The following is an 18,254-nucleotide window of genomic DNA, read 5'->3' on the forward strand; positions in this document are numbered from 1 at the left end:
CGCCTCCACCGCCGGGCAACTACCCGCCCCCACCGCCGGGCAACTACCCGCCTCCGCCGCCGGGATACGGATCGGTCGGAAGCCCGGTCGGCCAGCTTCCGCAGGAGGCCTACACATCGTGGCTGACCCGGGTGGGCGCATACCTCATCGACTCCGTCCCGATCCTGGCGATCTACGGAATTCCCTCGATGATCGCCGGATCCACGGCGAAGCGGGAGTGCGTCACCACCTCGTTGGGGCTGGCCTGCACCGTCACCCCGTCGAGCGCCGGCGCCATGCTGATGTTCATCGGTTGGGTGGCGGCGCTCGGCTATGGGATCTGGAACTTCGGCTACCGGCAGGGGGTCACCGGCTCGAGCATCGGCAAGTCGGTGATGAAGTTCAAGGTGGTCGCCGAGGCCACCGGCCAGCCGATCGGGTTCGGGATGTCGATCGTGCGGCAGCTGGCCCACATCATCGACGGCCTCATCTTGTGCATCGGCTACCTGTTCCCGCTGTGGGACGCTAAACGGCAGACGATAGCCGACAAGATCATGACGACCGTCTGCCTGCCGATCCGGTGAGCCGGAATCCAGGACACAACCCGAAGGGCCTGTCCACCAAGGCAATCCACTCCGGTTTCCGGCCCGACCCGGCCACCGGGGCGGTCAATGCCCCGATCTACGCCAGCAGCACCTTCGCCCAGGACGGTGTCGGCGGTCTGCGCGGCGGTTACGAGTACGCCCGCACCGGCAACCCGACCCGGGCCGCGCTGGAGACCGCCCTGGCCGCGGTCGAGCAGGGCCGTTTCGGCCGGGCGTTCGCCTCGGGGATGGCCGCCACCGACTGCGCCCTGCGGGCCGTACTGCGCCCGGGCGATCACCTGATCATCCCGGACGACGCCTACGGGGGCACCTTCCGGCTGATCGACAAGGTGTTCACCGGCTGGGGGGTGTCCCACACCCCGGTCCCGTTGTCCGACCTGGACGCGGTGCGCGGTGCCCTCACCGACAAGACCCGGCTGATCTGGGTGGAGACACCCACCAACCCGCTGCTGTCGATCAGCGACATCGAAGCCATTGCCGTGATCGGCCGACAGTCCGGTGCGAAAGTGCTGGTGGACAACACCTTCGCCTCACCGGCGCTGCAGCAGCCCCTGACGCTGGGCGCCGACGTGGTGCTGCACTCGACCACCAAGTACATCGGTGGGCACTCCGACGTGGTCGGCGGTGCCCTGGTCACCGACGACGAGGAACTCGACGCCGCCTTCGCGTTCCTGCAGAACGGCGCCGGTGCGGTGCCCGGCCCCTTCGATGCCTACCTCACGCTGCGGGGACTCAAGACCCTGGTGCTGCGGATGCAGCGGCACAGCGAGAATGCTGCGGTGGTGGCGGAGTTTCTCGCCGGGCACCCGGCGGTGGACAGCGTGCTCTACCCGGGCCTGCCCGGCCACCCCGGGCACGACGTCGCCGCCCGCCAGATGCGCGGGTTCGGCGGCATGGTGTCGGTGCGGATGCGCGGCGGCCGGCCGGCCGCCGAGAAGCTCTGCGCCGCAACCGAGATCTTCATTCTGGCCGAGTCACTGGGTGGGGTGGAGTCGCTGATCGAGCACCCGGGCGCGATGACGCATGCGTCGACGGCCGGCTCTCAGCTGGAGGTTCCCGACGACCTGGTGCGGCTGTCGGTCGGCATCGAGGACATCGATGACCTACTCGAGGACCTCAAGCAGGCGCTGGGCTGAGCGCCCGGCTCAGGAGTGGTAGGGCTCCGCGCTGACCAGGGTCACCTTGACGGTCTTGCCGCTGGGCACGGTGTAGCTGCGCTCCTCGCCCTCCTTGGCGCCCAGCAGGGCGTGACCGAGAGGGGAGTTCGGTGAGTACACCTCGAGCTTGTCGTCGCTGACGCCTTCCTGGCGGGTGGCGATCAGGAAGGTCTCGGTGTCGGACTTGTCGCCGTCGTAGAAGACCTTGACCACCGACCCCGGCAGCGCCACCCCGGACTGGGTGGGCGCCTCGCCGACCTTGGCGTTGTTGAGCAACTCCTGCAGCTGGCGGATGCGGGCTTCCTGCTGACCCTGCTCCTCGCGGGCGGCGTGGTAACCGCCGTTCTCCCGCAGGTCGCCCTCTTCGCGGCGGTCGTTGATCTCCGCGGCGATCACCGGACGGTTCGCGATCAGCTGGTCGAGCTCGGCCTTGAGCCGGTCGTGTGACTCCTGCGTCAACCAGGTCACCTGAGTGTCCGTCATCTCACTGTGCTCCTCGTGTCGTCGGACCCGGCGATCAAAGGCAGCGGGGTCGACACATTTCTAATGCAGTCGTTCTAATGCAGCAATACACGGTCCCAGTCGGAACCGTGTATCCGTAAAGGGTACCACCGCGAAATCAGGGCGACTTCAAATAACCGGGGACGTCGGTGCCGCAGCCGTAGATATCGCCCTTCACCGGCGGCCGGGAGGACTTGACGATCGTCGTCACCTGTACGGTCGCCGACTCCGACGGCGGCACCAGCACTTCCCGTCGGCCGGTCTCGGTGCCGTCGGCGGCCCGGACCCGCACGATGCACACCGCGGGCTGCGACGGGTCGGATCGCGTCACGCTGATCTTTACCGACACCGTCTGGTCGTCGAGCACCTCATACCCGTACAGGTCGCCCTTGACGTCGGCGGTGGTCAGCCGCTGGTAGCCCAGCACGGCGACGGCGGCGGCCGTCGCGACGGCCAGTGCACCGAGCGCGATGGCCAGCAGGCGCCGGGGCACGGCGCGGCCCCGGGCGTCGCCGTAGCGGGCCGGCTTCGAGTCGGTCATCGTCGCGGTGTGTCCCATGGTCGTGAGTCGGGAGCGGTTACCGCGCCCACCGCACATGGTGGAACGATGGGGGCCGGAAACCAACAGGAACTATAGGGGACTTTGCACATGAGCGGACTGCGGTTGATGGCGGTGCACGCGCATCCCGACGACGAGTCCAGCAAGGGCGCGGCGACGTTGGCCCGCTATTCCGCCGCCGGTCACCGGGTGATGGTGGTGACGTTGACCGGCGGCGAGCGTGGCGACATCCTCAACCCGGCCATGGACCTGCCCGAGGTCCACGGCCACATCGCCGAGATCCGCCGCGACGAGATGGCCAAAGCCGCAGAGATCCTCGGTGTCGAGCATCACTGGCTGGGATTCGTCGACTCCGGACTGCCCAAGGGCGACCCGTTGCCGCCGCTACCCGAGGACTGCTTCGCCCTGGTGCCCCTGGAGGTGTCCACGGAGCGGCTGGTGGAGATCGTTCGGGACTTCCGGCCGCATGTGATGACCACCTACGACGAGAACGGCGGCTACCCGCACCCCGACCACATCCGGTGCCACCAGGTCTCGGTGGCCGCCTTCGAGGCCGCCGGCGACCATCGCCGCTACCCGCACGCCGGCGATCCCTGGTCGGTCTCGAAGCTGTACTACAACCACGGGTTCCTACGGCAACGGATGCAGTTGCTGCAGGACGAGTTCGCCCGCAACGGCGAGGTCGGCCCGTTCGCGAAGTGGCTGGAGCACTGGCAGCCCGACCACGATGTGTTCGCCGACCGGGTGACCAGCCGGATCCACTGCGCCGAGTACTTCCACCAGCGCGACGACGCGCTGCGCGCCCACGCCACCCAGATCGACCCCAACGGCGACTTCTTCGCCGCTCCGATCGAGTGGCAGCAACGCCTGTGGCCCACCGAGGAGTTCGAGCTGGCCCGGTCTCGGGTACCGGTTACCCTGCCGGAGACCGACCTGTTCGCCGGGATCGAGGACGACTCATGAATCACGCTGTGCTGAACACACTGTGGATCTTGGCCGACGAGGTGCCCCGCGACACCGGGCCTGACTTCGGCAAGGCAAGCCCGTTCGGACTGCTGGTCATCGTGCTGCTGCTGCTCGGCACGTTCGGGCTGGTGTGGTCGATGAACCGGCAGCTCAAGAAGGTGCCGGAATCCTTCGACCCGCAGGATCCGGCGGCCGATCAGGCCGCCGACGAAGGGACGCTGGACCCCGGGCCGGACTCGACGGGGTAGGCCGCGTCCATGGCCAATCGCCTCGCGCAATCCACCAGCCCGTATCTGCGCCAGCACGCCGACAATCCGGTGCACTGGCAGGAGTGGACGCCCGAGGCGTTGGCCGAGGCCGCCGAGCGCGACGTGCCGATCCTGCTGTCGGTCGGCTACGCGGCCTGCCACTGGTGTCACGTGATGGCGCACGGGTCGTTCGAGGACGCGCAGGTCGCCGCAGCGATGAACGACGGCTTCGTGTGCGTCAAGGTCGACCGGGAGGAACGCCCGGACATCGACGCGATCTACATGAACGCCACCATCGCGCTGACCGGGCGTGGCGGCTGGCCGATGACCTGTTTTTTGACCCCGGACGGCAGGCCGTTCTACTGCGGCACCTACTACCCGAAAGACACGTTCCTGAACCTGCTTTCGGCGATCACCGACACCTGGCGCAACCGCCGCGACGAAGTCGAGGACGCCTCCGACCGCATCGCCGCTGAGTTGCGCTCGATGGCCGCCGGGGTGCCCGGGGACGGCCCGCCCGTCGACGCGCTGCTCTGCGACGGCGCCGTGGCGGCGGTGCTGCGTGATGAGGACACCGAACACGGAGGTTTCGGCGGCGCGCCCAAGTTCCCGCCGTCGGCGATGATGGAAACCCTGCTGCGCCACTACGAGCGGAGCGCGGACCCGCCGGCGCTGAATGCGGTGGCACGCGTCGGCGCGGCGATGGCCCGCGGCGGGATCTACGACCAGCTTGCCGGTGGATTCGCCCGCTACAGCGTCGATAATGCTTGGGTGGTACCGCATTTCGAGAAGATGCTGTACGACAACGCGCTGCTGTTACGGGCGTATGCGCACTGGGCGCGGCGCACCGGTGACCCGCTGGCCATCCGGGTGACCTCCGAGACGGCCCGGTTCCTGATCGACGAGTTGTCCGACGGCGGCATGTTCGTCTCCTCGCTGGACGCCGACGCCGACGGCCGGGAGGGCTCGACGTATGTGTGGACCCGGCAGCAGCTGACCGAGGTGCTCGGCGACGACGACGGGCCTTGGGCGGCAGATGTTTTCGGGGTCACGCCGGGTGGGACCTTTGAAGCCGGCAGTTCGGTGTTGCAGCTACCGGCCGATCCCGACGACGCGCAGCGGTTCGACCGGGTGCGGCAGCGGCTGCTGGACGCCCGGCGTTCCCGGCCCCAACCCGGACGCGACGACAAGGTGGTCACCGCCTGGAACGGGATGGCGGTCACCGCTCTGACCGAAGCCGCTGTGGCGCTGGAGGATCCGAGTCTGACCGCCGTGGCGCAGGAGTGCGCCGGCGCGCTGCTCGGCCTGCACCTGCTGGACGGGCGGCTGCGGCGGGCCAGCCTGGGCGGCCGGGTAGGGGACAGCACCGCGATCCTGGAGGACTACGGCGCGCTGGCCACCGGGCTGCTCAGCCTGTACCAGCTGGACGGCGACCCGCGGTGGCGCGACGCCGCCGCGGGACTGCTGGACACCGCCTTGGCCCACTTCGCCGACCCGACGCAGCCCGGGCGCTGGTTCGACAGCGCCGACGACGCCGAAGCGCTGGTGCTGCGCCCCGGCGACCCGCTGGACGGCGCCACCCCCTCGGGGGCGGCGCTGGTCACCGAGGCGTTGCTGACCGCGGCGCACCTGGTCGACGCGGACCGCAGCGAGCGCTACCGGCAGGCCGCCGCCGACGCGTTGGCGGCGCACAGCGCGCTGCTGGCCCGCGCGCCGCGCTCGGTCGGGCATTGGCTGGCGGTCGCCGAGGCCTACATCCGGGGCCCGCTGCAGATCGCGGTGGCCTGCCAGAGCGCCGGCTCGGCGCTGCTGGCCGACGCGCGCCGGCTGGCCCCAGGCGGGGCGATCGTCGTCGGCGGTGCGCCGGGATCGTCGGAACTGCTGGTCGGGCGGGACCGCATCCACGACGCCGACGCCGCCTACGTCTGCCGCGGTCCGGTGTGCGACCTGCCGGTGGGCAGTGTGGCGGAGCTGGCCGTGGCCCTCGAGGTGCCCGGGAACCCGTAGCCCGGTGTAACCTGCGGCACATGACGAGCGCACCCGACAAGGCACAGGCCATCACCGAGACGGTCCACCGCTACATCGAGTTGGTCGGCAGCGGCGACGCCGATGAGCTGGTCGGGCTGTACGCGACCGACGCCACCCTGGAGGACCCGGTCGGCGGCGAGGTGCACATCGGCCACCAGGCCATCCGCAACTTCTACTCGGCGATCACCGGCCTGGACCGCAAGTCCGAACTGGTCACGCTGCGGGTCGCCGGCAACGAGGCGGCCTTCCACTTCGCGTTGACCATCACCAACGGCGACCACCGGATGCGCATCGAGCCGATCGACGTGATGGTGTTCGACGGTGACGGCAAGATCGCCGCGATGAAGGCCTACTGGTCGGCGGAGAACATCACCCAGCTGTAGTCGTCAGGACTGTCGCATCCTCGGCGGCGAACCTGTCCTCCAGCTGCAGGGGGGTGTAGTCCACGTCGATCTCTTCGAGCGGACGGCCGCGGGCGCTTTCGATGGTGCCGAGCCGGCGCATCCCTTTGTCCGTGGCGTATGCCGTGAACTCCGCCGTGGACAGGCCGAATGGGATGTCGTCGCCGTATAACCCGAACATCTCGTCGACGACCTGCACCGCCACCGGAACCAGCTCATTGAGGCGCGCCTCGAACACCGCCCAGTTGGCGTCGTCGGCGGCCACGTGACGGCGGCAGGTAAAGGTGCCCCACGCCATGTGCCGACGCTCGTCGTCGCCGATATGGCCGACCAAATCCATCATTCCGGGCAGGATGCCGCGGTTGGCGCAGACCCGCTTCCAGGCTTGGTAGCCGGTGAGCGCCAAAGTGCCTTCGACGACGTGGTTGTAGGTCACCGAGGCCCGGATCTGCGCCGCCGGCGAGGGATCGGCCAGCAGCGCATTCAACGATTCCGGGAGCTCCTCGTTGAAGATCTTCAAGTAGGACGGCATCGGTTCCAGGAAGCTCTGCAGGTCTTCGGTTATCCCGACCGCGTCGAGCCACAACCGGAACACCTGGACGTGCTTGGCCTCTTCGAACGCGAACTGGGTCAGGTACATTTCGTCGGCGAGTCGGCCCTCAGCACGCATCGCCGCCATGAACGGCTGGATGTCGCTGGTCACGGCTTCCTCGCCGGCGATGAATATCGCGCAGAGCCGGGTGGCGAGGTCACGCTCACGCTCCGACAGCGACTCCCAGTCCTCCCGGTCGTGGGAGAAGTCGATGTCGGCGGGATCCCAGGATTTCGCGTTGCCGCCGGCGAAGAGCTTCAAAGGCAAGCTGTGCCAATTGAGACCACCGGAGGCCAGGGATCCGTAGCAGGTGCGGGTCATGCCGCACCGCCGTCCAGCATGTAGCTCATGCCTGCCGACAGCATCTGCTGTGCGGCCTGGTAGAGCTCGGTCAGCTGGTCACTGACGGAGGTGAAGTCACCTGCGCTCAGCGCTGCGTGGCCGTCGGAGTTCAGGATGGAGGTCGCCAGGTCGTCGCGAGCGTTGAGAAGACCCGCGGTGATGCTGGTGGCCGGGTCGGTCCACATCTGGTCGAAGGCGCCGCTGAGGTCACGAATGCCGGTGGTGAGATCGGTGATCGCCTGCGAGAACTGGTTCGACGAGAGGTCCGCCTCGATTGCCTTGAAGGCATCGCCGACGAGCATCTCCATGCGCAGGGCTGCCAGCACCATGGGCAGCTCGATGTCCTTGACCGCTAGGGGCAGATTCTCAACAAACGCCGCCGTGGCGCCGCTCGGGTCCGCCATGAAGCTGTTGATGACGCTGCCCAGGTTGGGCATCCACGTCGCATCCGTCATCCGATCCATCACCGACGGAACGTCTTGCTGGCCACCGAAGATCTTCTCGAACTCTTCGGCGCCGACGGCGGACTTGAGCTGGTCGAACTCCAGGTTGGTCGTCACCCAGCCGATGGGGTTGTGCGTCTGGTCCATGGCGTAGTCGTACTGGAAGATCCGCTGCTGGATCTCCGCGGCGTATTCGGCGGCGCTGACGGTGGGGTAGTCCGATGGCAGCAGGGTGCCGACCTCGCCGACGGGCACGGTTCCGAGGATTTGTGCGTTGGCCGGGATGTCACCGTTGAGGCCCTGGATGCGCAGCGCGAGCAGCCCGTCCTGCAGGCCGGAGGTGTTGATCCAGTTGGCGACACCCGGGTTCTGGCTGCTCAGGACGTAGTAGGTGTAGCCATCGGAGTCGTGGAACGCCTGGGTGTTGTTGAGGCTGCCGGTCACGGTCGCGTACGCCGAGGTGCCCGTCCATGCGTTGGCGATCTGGGCGCCGGTGTAGGTGGCGTCGATGTTGGGCACCTTGACGACCATCGCCTCGCCATCCGAGACCTGGAAGTGCACGAAGCTCGTGATCTGACCAGGCAGCAGCGGACCACCCGGAATGGCGGCGGTGGTCGTCGCCCAGGGCTTCACCGAGTCCATCGGGATGGTGTCGAAGACATACTGCAGGCCCAGCAGGGTGAAGCTCGAGTTGTTGTCCACCAGGTTGTCGCCGGCCTGGCCCAGCAGTGCCGAGATGTCCGCACTCGAGAGGACCGGCATCGTGAAGGCGGGCTGGTCCTCCAGCTGGACAGAGACCGCGGTGTGTTGCAGGCCCCAGTCGCCGAGGGTGTCACGTATCAGCACGGACCCGTACCCGGTGGTGTCGATCCAGTTGGAGCCTGCGCCGGTGGGCGCATCGGGGCCGACGTAGATGGTGTAGCTGCCATCGGGGTTGGCATGGAACTCCGACAGGTTGAACGCGGTGACCGAGTGCCAATCCGTCTCTTGGGTCATGCCGTTGCCGGTCATCATCGTGAAGGTCACCTCCTCGGTGCCCGGCCCGGGGCGCACAGTGACCACATCCGTCTGGTCCCCGACGGGCAGCAGGTGGTACTGCTCATCCGGGTTGGGGCTGTTCAAGAAGTTGTAGGGCTCGGCGCCCGGGGCGTTCCACTGGTAGGGGATGACCGACGTGGAGTTCTGCGAGTAGTTGTGGTCCAGGTTGTACTGCGAGAGCCCGAGGACCAGCTGGTTCATCGCAGACATCTGCGCGTACCCGGGTAGCAGCGTCTTGTCGAACTCGGTGACGAACGGGTATTGGCTGTTCGTGGCGATGACTGTTTGCTGCCCCGCGACGATCTGGTCCAGCAGCGCTTGGAACGGGCTCGTTGCGCCCGTCGTCAGCAGGATCGACGGCGCCTTGACTGCGGGCGTCGCTGCCGTGGCCGCGGATACCGAGGGGGACGCCGTCAATGCGACCGCCAGTACGCTGGCCGCCGTGACCGCCGCCCGAGTGTGTCCATGCGACGGCTGACGGTTAACTCTCGAGGGACGCTGCTGGTGTGCCATGTTGCTCCAAGTGCTGATAGAACGACCGATTCCGGCTAATAGTTCTCTGCGAAAACCGGTGGGACAAGTGGCGGTTGCACCGACATCGCACCAGAAATTCGATATTGCCGGTGCACAGTGCAACATCCGGGATAGGCTCTGCCGGTGAACGGGGAGCGCCCGTCCGACCGGGCGTGCGAGCTGATGCGGCAGGGCGCCCAAGTGGGCGTCAGCGGTCTCGAACCGTGGCTGCGCGAGCTGCACAAAGCAACAATGGCCTCTGACTATGTGCGCACTATTGCCGATGATCCGGTGATCGCAGAGGCGATCCGCCAGAGCAATCGGTCCAACCTGCTGCACTGGCTGGCAGCGAACGTCGCCCACCCGGGTTGTAGGTTCCAATTTTCCATGGCGGATTCCAGAACAAGATGGCGGATTCTGGCGGATCCGCCACCGATATCGGAAATTGCCTAGTTCACCTAGCCAAATGGCGATTCATTGATGGGGCGGCGATGTTGCCTGGCCCCGGGCTGCCTTTGCGACGGCCAACAGCCCCGTTATCTGGCGTGTCGGGGGGCTGGTGCGTGAATTCGGTCGCCATGATGAGATGTGCCGCCGTTTTATCGGGAACCTGCCCGGAGTTTCGTGCTCTTTCGAGATGCCGCAACTCCGGAGTGGCGGCCGCCCCAGCGCGGCGCGCTGGGCTCGTTGCTTGGGCATTGGGCTGTTCATCGCGGCGAGCCAGCACTCGTCGCGGTGCCGACGGGTTCAGGAAAAACGGCTATTGCGCTCGCGGCGCCCTACATTGTTGGGGCAAACCGGACGCTGGTGGTGGTACCTAGTACTCAGTTGCGCGATCAGACTGTAAGCGCGTTCGAGCGTCAAGATGTGCTTCGCCAGATCGGCGCTCTGGGCGGTGAAGGGAATCCGAATGTCCTTGAGGTCAAAGGGCGGTTGACGTCTTGGCGCGAGTGCGAGGGCGCAGACGTGGTGGTGGCGCTGCCGCAGTCGATAAGTCCCGACCACTATGACGAAGATTCCAAGCCGCCCGTTGACCTCTTCGATTTGGTGATCGTCGATGAGGCTCACCATGCACCGGCTCCGACGTGGAGAGCAATATTGGACCACTTCGATGGCGCAAGGAAGGTACTGCTTACCGCAACCCCACGGCGACGTGACGGCAAGCGCGTCCCCGGCGAGATTATCTTTCACTATCCGCTACGAGCGGCCATCTCTGACGGCTATTACAAGACGGTCGAAGCGAGGTTGCTCAAGGTCACTACCTCTGCCCAGCGCCGCCATTGCGACGAACTGATTCGAGACGAGGTATTGAACCAGTTCAACCGACCGGAGCATGCGTCGAGCACCTTGCTCGTTCGCGCAGGGACCAGATCGAGAGCGGCCGAACTAGTGAGGTTGTACGGCGAGGCTGGCGTCGACGTAGTCGCATTGACGTCTGGTCTCGCCGAAGCTCGACGGACGGAGATCCTCGACGGGCTGAAGGAGGGCACCATTCGCGCGGTCGCCGTCGTCGGCATGTTGGGGGAAGGCTTCGACTTGCCGCGCCTTCGGCTCGCCGCGTACCACGACAAGCACAAGTCAGTGGCGTCGACTATTCAACTCATCGGCAGGCTCGTCCGCAGCCATTCCGACTTTCCCCAGCCGTCTGTGTTGGTGACAGTGCAGGATGCCGACGTTTATCCGGGACTGAGAGGTGCGTTGTGGGAGCTATACCAGGAAGACGCCGACTGGCCTTCGCTTCTACCGGGGATCATTGACGATGCAGTGGCGGCCGAAGCGGCAGACAAGGCATTCGCCAAGCAGCTAGCAGTTGCTCCTGCTGAACTCTCGCTCGAGAGTCTGCGTCCGTTAGTCCGGGCCACGGTATACGAGGTTCACGATGGTTGGCTGCCGCCGTTTATCGACGGAAGCTTGCCCGCGGGCCTTGTGAGTGGTGATCCAATCCGTGGTGGGCGCGTCCTCTACTCAACCGTCACCCCCGAGAACCGAACCCTATTGCTGGTTACTCAAGGCACCCGGTCTCCGCGCTGGAACTTCGACTCGGGTTTGGATGCGCCCGAGTATGCTTTGCATCTCATCACGTATCTCCCAGCTAAAGGTGCATCTCGTCGCGCGCTGCTGTTGGTGAACTCCACCGACGGCATGGTCATGCCTGCGGTCACCGAACTGCTCGACGCAACCAGCGAGCATCTTCGGGCCGCGGATCCGGGGCGCCTGCAGCGAGCTTTCGACACCCTTCCTCGGCTCAGCGTGTCGAACGTCGGAGTGCGCAACACGTACGGCGGCGGCCGGGGGAGTGCGAGCTACAAGACATTTGCAGGAAGTGGTGTCGATCGCGGAATGCGTGAAGCCGATACTGCGCAGGCGGCAATCGGGCATGCAATGGCACAAGTCGGCCAGGGCCCAGGAAACGCGGCATACAACACCGGGATCGCCGTCGAGAAAGCGAAAATGTGGGAGTCGCGGTACGTCCCTCTGCGCGAGTATGACGGCGCTTTGATGGATTTCGCCGACCGGTACTGGTCCTCGGCGCAGATCGTCGCGCCACTGCTGCCCGCCGTTGCGCGAGGAGTTCGATTCGACAACTTCCCCCAGGCGCCTGTCGCGGCTATGGAGATGCATCACCTCTTGCTCGCAAGCGAATGGACCACCTTGGACGGCTTTTCGATCGGCCGGTTGGATCTCCAACATGTATCGACGCACCCATCGGGCGAACAACTGACATTCGTGGCGATTAGGCCCGACAGCGGGACGACTGTTTGGTCCGGGCGTCTCGATACCCAGGGCGACGTGATGAATTCCGATTCACCGCTCCTTGTGAGGCGAGGCCATCAGACGCCTCGGCCACTAGATGACCTATTGTCATCGATGCCGCCAACGGTGTACTTCCTCAACGGCCAAATAGCCAGCGGCGCTACGCTTTATCAACCGCCGACTGTGCAGCGGGACTTGAAGCGCTGGATGCCGATATTTCCGGATTGGAGCACCACCAACATCGAGAAGGAGGTCGACCGGAGTGCCAAAGACGGTGATTCAATCCACAAGACGTTGAAAACCCTCCTCACCACTCGACCGACGTCCGCGCGACGGCGCTGGGTCATCGAAAACGACGGATCAGGGGAGATCGCCGATCTCATTGTCCTCGAGATGCACGGAGCTTACGAACTCTCGATCGAGCTGTGGCACGCCAAGCCCGCGGGTGCAGCGTTCAAGTCGGTCCGAGTCACCGATATGGAGGTCGTTGTCGCTCAGGCCATCAAGAGCCGCAGGTGGCTCACGGATCGGGAACTCTGGAGGGAAATGGCTGATCGCTACTCCGGTGTCAGTTCGCCAGCATTGACACTGATTGACGGCAGTGAACCACTGCTGCGGGCGCTGCTGGGACTGATTCCAGGTCACCCAAACTGGTCGCTCAGCAACCGCCCTTTCCGCCTTCGCGGCACCGTCGTAATCGCTCAACCCGGCTTATCTTGGAACCAGTTGGAATCCGGGGTTGAACAAGATCTACTCAGCGCTGTCCAGATCCGCGATCTACTCGCCGTGTTCGACGATTCCCTTGGGGGGCTGGCCGACTCGGTGCTGGTCTGCTCGTCGTAATATGCCCGATTACCAATGCATCGGAAGTCGACGCGACCACATCAAGTCATCGAGACCGACGATTCGGCCGACAGCTCGCCTCGGTGACTGAGTAAGGCTCCACTCGAAGGCAATTCGTCAGGGCGCAAAATCCGGCGTGGATCGTTGCCTAGCGCGATCGGCGGTGACTTGCGCGGGATGGACGGCAACGTGCCGGTGTCGGGAAAATAGAGAGACAGCCCCTGGGCACGCAATTCGTCGACGAACTGCTGCAGAGCTCCGTTGTAAGAGCCGCGACGCGACACGGATACGCCAGCACCGAGTGAACCGACGAAAGTGCCGATTCGGCGATGAGTGCTGTTCGATCGAGTCGGTTCAGATCGTGTTTGAGAAGAAGTTCCTGTCACCTCTACAGGGAGACCTCGCCGATGAAGTCAAAGGGGCTCTGGCACGGGGTAGCCGGCTCATTCCGCCCTCCGCGCTCAACCAGATGATCCGTGAAGCCATCGAATGGTGCGCCGACGTCGACGCCCCGGATAGCGTCGGCGCCATCAGCTCTGCTGACTTCGTTCACGTGGTTCCCTCGGTCAACGGTGATCAAGAGGCGCAAGATCGCACCGACTTCTTCACTACATGGCCACCAACTGAGGACGAGCTGGCAGCCTTCAACGAGGCGATGGCGCACGACGACCACCTCCTCTTGACGCAGGTGCGACGGCACATGCTCATGGAGTTCGCCCGCGCGCAGACCAATGCGACCCCGGTCCCCGCAGGCCATCCTCGCCATGACCTAAGCGCTGGCTCCCGCCCCGCAGCGCTGCCGCATCAAAGCGGGCGTACGCCGAGCAGACAAACTGCAGTGTCGGCCGCAGCGAGCACTTGCTCAAATCTGCTTTCGGCTGTCCTCATCGAGATGCGCGACGCCAATGCCCGTCGCCGTGATGCACTGCGCCCCGACGTCCATAGCGACGAGCTTCTGAAACGCCTCGTATTCCTCCTGCGACGCGCCAACCACGACGGTGCCTGCTTGGGCGCAGCACTGCCCACCCCCGCCAAAAACGACTGAAGGTTGTGTCCACCGTCGACCACAAGCACTCGTTTTCGCCGCAACGTCAGCGCGGTAGGCAGGACCTCGGCTGTGTTCCCTCGCGGCGGAGAGTACATCCAGGGTCCGACATCGCAGCAACAACTCCGTCAATTTGCCGAACTCGTGTGTGTGGGCGACGGTCAGTTCGGCGATTCGGCGACGTAGCCTCGGGCGCCGTGGCACGCTCGGTAGGTAACAGCAAGCTCGTGGAGCGAGTTGTGTCGGTTCTTGTGGATGTCGATGTCTCGTCCGCGGTGATCGCCTTCCGGCCCGCGGTGGGTGAAGAGCGGTGCCTGCCGGCCGATCGAGTAGCTACATCGGTGTTGATGGCGGCGAACCCGTGGCGGACGTTCCGGTGGTATCTCGGTCAGCGACATTATTCGGGGACGTACTGGTCGTCGACGGTCGCTGAGCACGTCATCTACGAGTCGCGGCTGGAGTTGTCGTGCCTGATCCGCGCAGACTTCGATCCTCGTGTGCGCGCGATGGTCGCGCAGCCGTTCTTGTTAACTGCGGACGTCGATGGACGTCTGCGTCGGCATATCCCGGACTATCTATGGGACACCACGGACGGACCCGTGGTCGTCGATGTCGTGCGCGCCGAGCGCCTTGACCATCCGAAGATCGAAACGATGTGTGCGTGGACGAATGAAGTGGTCTGCTCGCTCGGCTGGGGCTACCGGGTGGTATCGGATCCGGAGCCGGTGGAATTCACGAACATCCGCTTCCTGGCCGGCTATCGGCGCGACTGGTTGGTGCCCGTAGGACTGCGGGATGCGGTCCGGGTGGCGATACCCACGTTGGTCGGCGACTCGATTACTCAAGCGGAGAAGCGATTCCAGAGCCTCTCGGGTCCGCTTCTTCGCGCTGCGCTCTTCACCTCATTGTGGCGCCACGAGCTGGGCGCTGACCTCCGCGCACCCCTGAGCCCGTCGACGGTATTGGAGAAGCCGTGAAGTCTGCAGCGACGGATGTGCGTATCGGCACCCGTTTCCTTTACGACGGCGAGATCGTCGAAGTCGTCGAGGTGCACTGTGCCCGAGGTGATGTAGTGCTGGCAACCAAGGATCTCCGCAGCGGGACTCTGCGGCGGATCGCGCTCAGTGAGCTGTTGTCAGATCACGTTCGTCTGCTCGACGACGACTTAAACACCGAGCTCGTCGACGACACCGTGCCCGCCTCCGTGATCTGGCAGGCGGCATCAGACACCGAACGCCAACTTGCACGCAATCGCGCGTCGCACGTGAGAGAAGTGCTGACCGGCTATCGCTCGGGCAATGCGCGGACAGCCTCGGCGTTCGAGCCGCGCGCACCGTATCGGTCGAATACCCCACGCAGCGACCGTGTTGCCGCCAAGGCCGGTGAACTTCGGTGCGGGAAGCGAACGGTGGAGCGGTGGGTCGCCGATTACCTTCGAAGCGGTGAAGCCGGGCTACTCAACGGTCGGGCCGCCCGGATCGCCTCGCACCGGGCCCGCTTCGCGGTCTTCGAGCGCATCGCGTTGGACATCATGATCGAACACACGGACTCGTCTCGTCCCAGTAAGCAGCACATCATTGCTCAGGCGCGTGCGCGGATCAGCGCGACCTACGGTCCGGGTGTCGTTCGGCTGCCCGGAAAGTCCACGGCCTACATGATTCTGGATAATCTCGAGCGTCGCCATCCCATCTTCCATCATTCGTCGAAACGGAACCGGGACATCGCCTCTCGCCCGGCGCTGGCGTACGGCGGGCTGCACCCGCAGCGGCCGGGGGAGTACGTCCTGATGGACACCACGCGCCTGGATGTGTTCGCGATGGATCCGCAGACACTGCGGTGGACGAGTGTGGAGCTGACGGTCGCGATGGACTGGTATTCGCGATGCATTATCGGTCTACGATTGACTCCGGGATCGGCGAAGGCCTTCGATGCCGCCACTGTGCTCTATCAGTGTCTGCGGCCCGCCCCGGCGGGGCGCGACTGGCCGGCTGATGCGGTCTGGCCGCCGCACGGGATCCCGAAGTCGGTGCTGATCGACGCCGACGCGCTGGACGCGGACAGCGTCTTCGCCGCGTCACCGGCGATCGTGCCCGAGACTGTTGTGGTCGATCACGGCAAGATCTACGTGGGGGAGGCGCTGACCAGCGCGTGTCGGCAAGCGGGGATATCGATCCAGCCGGCCCGGATTCGCACCGGGCGGGACAAAGGGCCTGTGGAGCGGTTCTTCCGCACCGTCCGGGAGGGGTTCTTGCAGGAGCTGCCCGGCTACAAGGGCCCAGATGTGTATTCCCGTGGGCTTGCCCCGGAATCGGAGGCCTACTTCTTCCTCGACGAGCTGGAGGCGCTGCTGCGCGAGTGGGTGGCCTGCGTTTACCATCGGCGGCCCCACGACGGGGTCGGAGAGCCTGGGCTGTGGTCGTTGGGGATGTCTCCGGCGCAGATGTTCGAGCACGGTATCGCGCGGGCCGGCTACCTGCAGGTGCCCCGCGACCCGGATCTCGCTTATCGCTTCCTGCCGGTGGTGTGGCGCACCGTCCAGCACTACGGCGTAGAAATCAATGGCCGGATCTATCGGGGCGGGGTGCTCGTCGGCTACGTCGGCGAGAAAAGCCCCTACACCGAGCAGGGCGGCAAATGGCCGTTTCAGGTCAACCCCGACGACATCCGGCGGATCTTCTTCTTCGATCTTCAACACACCCGCACGTGGCATCCGCTGGTGTGGACGCACGCCACGCTGTTGACCGCGCCCATGAACGAGGACGGTTTGCAGTTCGCCCGCCGGCTGGCCAAAGCCAGACATCCCGCCTTCGATGATCAGTTGGCGTTGGCGGAGCTGTTGGAGCGACGTAACCTCACACAGGGCCGGTCCCCGGCGGAACGCCGCGCGGCGCTGCGAGTGTGCCGCGAACAGTCCTCTTTGGAAATCGATTTGGCCGCCGCGGTCAATGTCAGCGCACTTCCCACGGCCCAGCGGATCCTGGCCGGTGTCGACCCTGCCCAGGCCGCCGCTGACGAGGCCGCATCAATCGACGACGATCTCGACGAGGTCCCGTTGGCCATCGACGCCGGCGTGTACGACGACACCCTGGAGGACCTGTGACGACCACGACTGCGAGGCCGCGACCGGCGCCTCATCTGGACAACCTCACCCTGGCGCGCAAAGAGGGCTGGCGGGATTTCGTACAAGCACCGCCACGGACGCGTCCGGAATCCCTGTCCAAGCGTCAAATCCGTGGACTAGGAGAGGGCGGCGAACAGGAGTACAACCGGCGCCGCGCGGACTGGCACAACAACCTCGGCCCCTTTAAGACCCCAATGCTCACCTCGGTACACGAAGCACTGTGGGACATCCTGGACTGCAACGAGCAAGACGGACAGCGCGCCAAGGGTGCGGTCGCCATCGACGGATACCCCGGCCTCGGAAAGAGCTGCGCTATAGAGGAATTCGCCAAGAAGTACCATCAACGCGAGATCGCTCGCTACGGGGACTTCACCCGTGCCGGCGACGAACGGTGGCCGGTCTGCCGGGTCGGTTTGCGCGGCAACACCAGCATGAAGGACTTCAACACCGCCATCTGCGACTTCTACGCCCACCCCGGTCGGCGCCGCGTGACGACGACGCAACTGGGGAAGTGGGCGCTGGACTGCGTGCTGAGTTGTGAGACCCGGCTGTTGATCGTCGACGATGTGCATTTCCTGCACTGGCAGCAGCACGGGGGAATCGAAATCAGCAATCACTTCAAGTACATCGCCAACGACTTCCCGGTGACCCTGCTTCTCATCGGAGTGGGTCTGGGGGAGCGCGGAATTCTGATGGACGGCCCGGTTTACGAAGACGCAGTGCTCGCTCAGACGCTGCGTCGCACCACGACGCTGGAGATGCGGCCGTACGCCGTGAACAGCGAGCGGGCGCGGCGTCAGTGGCGGACGTTGTTGAGCACCGTGGAGGAACGCCTGGTCCTGGCTCATAAGCGGCCCGGGATGTTGACCGACGGCGAGATGCTCGACTACCTGTTCATCCGCAGCACGGGGCACATCGGTTCCCTGATGGAGCTCATCCGGCGTGGCTGCGCGCGGGCGGTGCGCACGGGGGCCGAGGCGTTAACCCACACCGTGTTGGATGCGATCCGCATCGACAGCGCCGCCGAACGTGCCCGCGCCGAGCTCGAGGTCGCGTTCCGCACCCGCCGCCTCAGCGCGCACACCAAGACGACCCGCGCCACCGTGTCCTAGGCGCACC

Annotated in this window: 16 protein-coding genes; 12 read left to right on the plus strand and 4 right to left on the minus strand. The window is 65.5% G+C overall.

The window, feature by feature from the left end:
- Together BST28_RS20470 and BST28_RS20475 are read left to right on the plus strand one after the other, a co-directional pair.
- The coding region (locus BST28_RS20470; protein WP_083082667.1) for an Rv1078 family RDD domain-containing protein at positions 1-563 on the plus strand (563 nt) is incomplete at its 5' end.
- Entirely contained in the window at positions 560-1,720 is a 1,161-nt protein-coding gene (locus tag BST28_RS20475; RefSeq protein ID WP_019736190.1) for a cystathionine gamma-synthase, read from the plus strand. The genes BST28_RS20470 and BST28_RS20475, both read left to right, overlap by 4 nt.
- Positions 1,721-1,729: 9 nt before the next feature.
- Here the strand turns inward: BST28_RS20475 and greA are convergent, their stop codons facing one another.
- Positions 1,730-2,224, minus strand: coding sequence for a transcription elongation factor GreA (gene greA / locus BST28_RS20480; RefSeq protein ID WP_019736189.1), 495 nt, complete (start codon positions 2,222-2,224; stop codon positions 1,730-1,732).
- A 136-nt stretch (positions 2,225-2,360) separates the two neighbouring features.
- Positions 2,361-2,783, minus strand: coding sequence for a DUF4307 domain-containing protein (locus BST28_RS20485; RefSeq protein ID WP_083082704.1), 423 nt, complete (start codon positions 2,781-2,783; stop codon positions 2,361-2,363).
- A gap of 108 nt (positions 2,784-2,891) precedes the next feature.
- On the opposite strand from BST28_RS20485, the gene mca reads away from it, so the two are divergent.
- Genes mca through BST28_RS20505 form a run of 4 tightly spaced genes read left to right on the plus strand, consistent with a single transcriptional unit; the run spans position 2,892 to position 6,426 of the window.
- Entirely contained in the window at positions 2,892-3,764 is an 873-nt protein-coding gene (gene mca, locus BST28_RS20490; RefSeq protein WP_083082670.1) for a mycothiol conjugate amidase Mca, read from the plus strand.
- Positions 3,761-4,015 carry a hypothetical protein gene (locus tag BST28_RS20495; protein WP_019734754.1) on the plus strand — a complete coding sequence of 85 codons (255 nt, stop codon included), beginning with the start codon at positions 3,761-3,763 and terminating at the stop codon, positions 4,013-4,015. Before mca ends, BST28_RS20495 begins: the two co-directional genes overlap by 4 nt.
- Before the next feature lie 9 nt (positions 4,016-4,024).
- Positions 4,025-6,022: a thioredoxin domain-containing protein gene (locus BST28_RS20500; RefSeq protein ID WP_083082672.1), complete on the plus strand. Its 1,998-nt coding sequence runs from the start codon at positions 4,025-4,027 to the stop codon at positions 6,020-6,022.
- A gap of 20 nt (positions 6,023-6,042) precedes the next feature.
- The gene (locus BST28_RS20505; protein WP_019738848.1) at positions 6,043-6,426 is read left to right on the plus strand and encodes a nuclear transport factor 2 family protein; all 384 of its coding nucleotides are present in this window, start codon (positions 6,043-6,045) and stop codon (positions 6,424-6,426) included.
- Here the strand turns inward: BST28_RS20505 and BST28_RS20510 are convergent.
- Positions 6,413-7,357 carry a R2-like ligand-binding oxidase gene (locus BST28_RS20510; RefSeq protein WP_083082675.1) on the minus strand — a complete coding sequence of 315 codons (945 nt, stop codon included), beginning with the start codon at positions 7,355-7,357 and terminating at the stop codon, positions 6,413-6,415. The two genes, BST28_RS20505 and BST28_RS20510, sit on opposite strands and share 14 nt — an antisense overlap.
- Positions 7,354-9,276: a DUF1214 domain-containing protein gene (locus tag BST28_RS20515; RefSeq protein WP_165758121.1), complete on the minus strand. Its 1,923-nt coding sequence runs from the start codon at positions 9,274-9,276 to the stop codon at positions 7,354-7,356. Before BST28_RS20515 ends, BST28_RS20510 begins: the two co-directional genes overlap by 4 nt.
- 240 nt (positions 9,277-9,516) lie before the next feature.
- Here BST28_RS20515 and BST28_RS24235 point away from each other — a divergent pair, with 240 nt between their 5' ends.
- From BST28_RS24235 to BST28_RS20540, 6 genes are all read left to right on the plus strand, one after another.
- Positions 9,517-9,825 carry a hypothetical protein gene (locus BST28_RS24235; protein WP_165758122.1) on the plus strand — a complete coding sequence of 103 codons (309 nt, stop codon included), beginning with the start codon at positions 9,517-9,519 and terminating at the stop codon, positions 9,823-9,825.
- A 171-nt stretch (positions 9,826-9,996) separates the two neighbouring features.
- Positions 9,997-12,969, plus strand: coding sequence for a DEAD/DEAH box helicase family protein (locus BST28_RS20520; RefSeq protein ID WP_234808356.1), 2,973 nt, complete (start codon positions 9,997-9,999; stop codon positions 12,967-12,969).
- Between the two features lie 361 nt (positions 12,970-13,330).
- Positions 13,331-14,014, plus strand: a complete 684-nt coding sequence (locus BST28_RS24445; RefSeq protein ID WP_207570155.1) for a hypothetical protein — start codon at positions 13,331-13,333, stop codon at positions 14,012-14,014.
- A gap of 197 nt (positions 14,015-14,211) precedes the next feature.
- Complete coding sequence (locus BST28_RS20530) at positions 14,212-14,991, plus strand: TnsA-like heteromeric transposase endonuclease subunit (protein ID WP_234808357.1); 780 nt, start codon at positions 14,212-14,214, stop codon at positions 14,989-14,991.
- Positions 14,988-17,114 carry a TnsB C-terminal domain-containing protein gene (locus tag BST28_RS20535; protein WP_083082682.1) on the plus strand — a complete coding sequence of 709 codons (2,127 nt, stop codon included), beginning with the start codon at positions 14,988-14,990 and terminating at the stop codon, positions 17,112-17,114. The genes BST28_RS20530 and BST28_RS20535 overlap by 4 nt, the downstream gene beginning before the upstream one ends.
- Complete coding sequence (locus BST28_RS20540; RefSeq protein ID WP_083082684.1) at positions 17,111-18,247, plus strand: ATP-binding protein; 1,137 nt, start codon at positions 17,111-17,113, stop codon at positions 18,245-18,247. The genes BST28_RS20535 and BST28_RS20540 overlap by 4 nt, the downstream gene beginning before the upstream one ends.
- Positions 18,248-18,254 lie beyond the last annotated feature (7 nt).

This window comes from Mycolicibacter kumamotonensis, from assembly GCF_002086285.1.
Classification (GTDB): Bacteria; Actinomycetota; Actinomycetes; order Mycobacteriales; family Mycobacteriaceae; genus Mycobacterium; species Mycobacterium kumamotonense.

Bases quoted from the DNA above. Each gene is read 5' to 3' on its own strand.
- mca (WP_083082670.1), top strand. From the start codon at position 2,892: ATGAGCGGACTGCGGTTGATGGCGGTGCACGCGCATCCCGACGACGAG.
- greA (WP_019736189.1), bottom strand. From the start codon at position 2,224: ATGACGGACACTCAGGTGACCTGGTTGACGCAGGAGTCACACGACCGG.
- BST28_RS20505 (WP_019738848.1), top strand. From the start codon at position 6,043: ATGACGAGCGCACCCGACAAGGCACAGGCCATCACCGAGACGGTCCAC.
- BST28_RS20500 (WP_083082672.1), top strand. From the start codon at position 4,025: ATGGCCAATCGCCTCGCGCAATCCACCAGCCCGTATCTGCGCCAGCAC.
- BST28_RS20495 (WP_019734754.1), top strand. From the start codon at position 3,761: ATGAATCACGCTGTGCTGAACACACTGTGGATCTTGGCCGACGAGGTG.
- BST28_RS20485 (WP_083082704.1), bottom strand. From the start codon at position 2,783: ATGACCGACTCGAAGCCGGCCCGCTACGGCGACGCCCGGGGCCGCGCC.
- BST28_RS20510 (WP_083082675.1), bottom strand. From the start codon at position 7,357: ATGACCCGCACCTGCTACGGATCCCTGGCCTCCGGTGGTCTCAATTGG.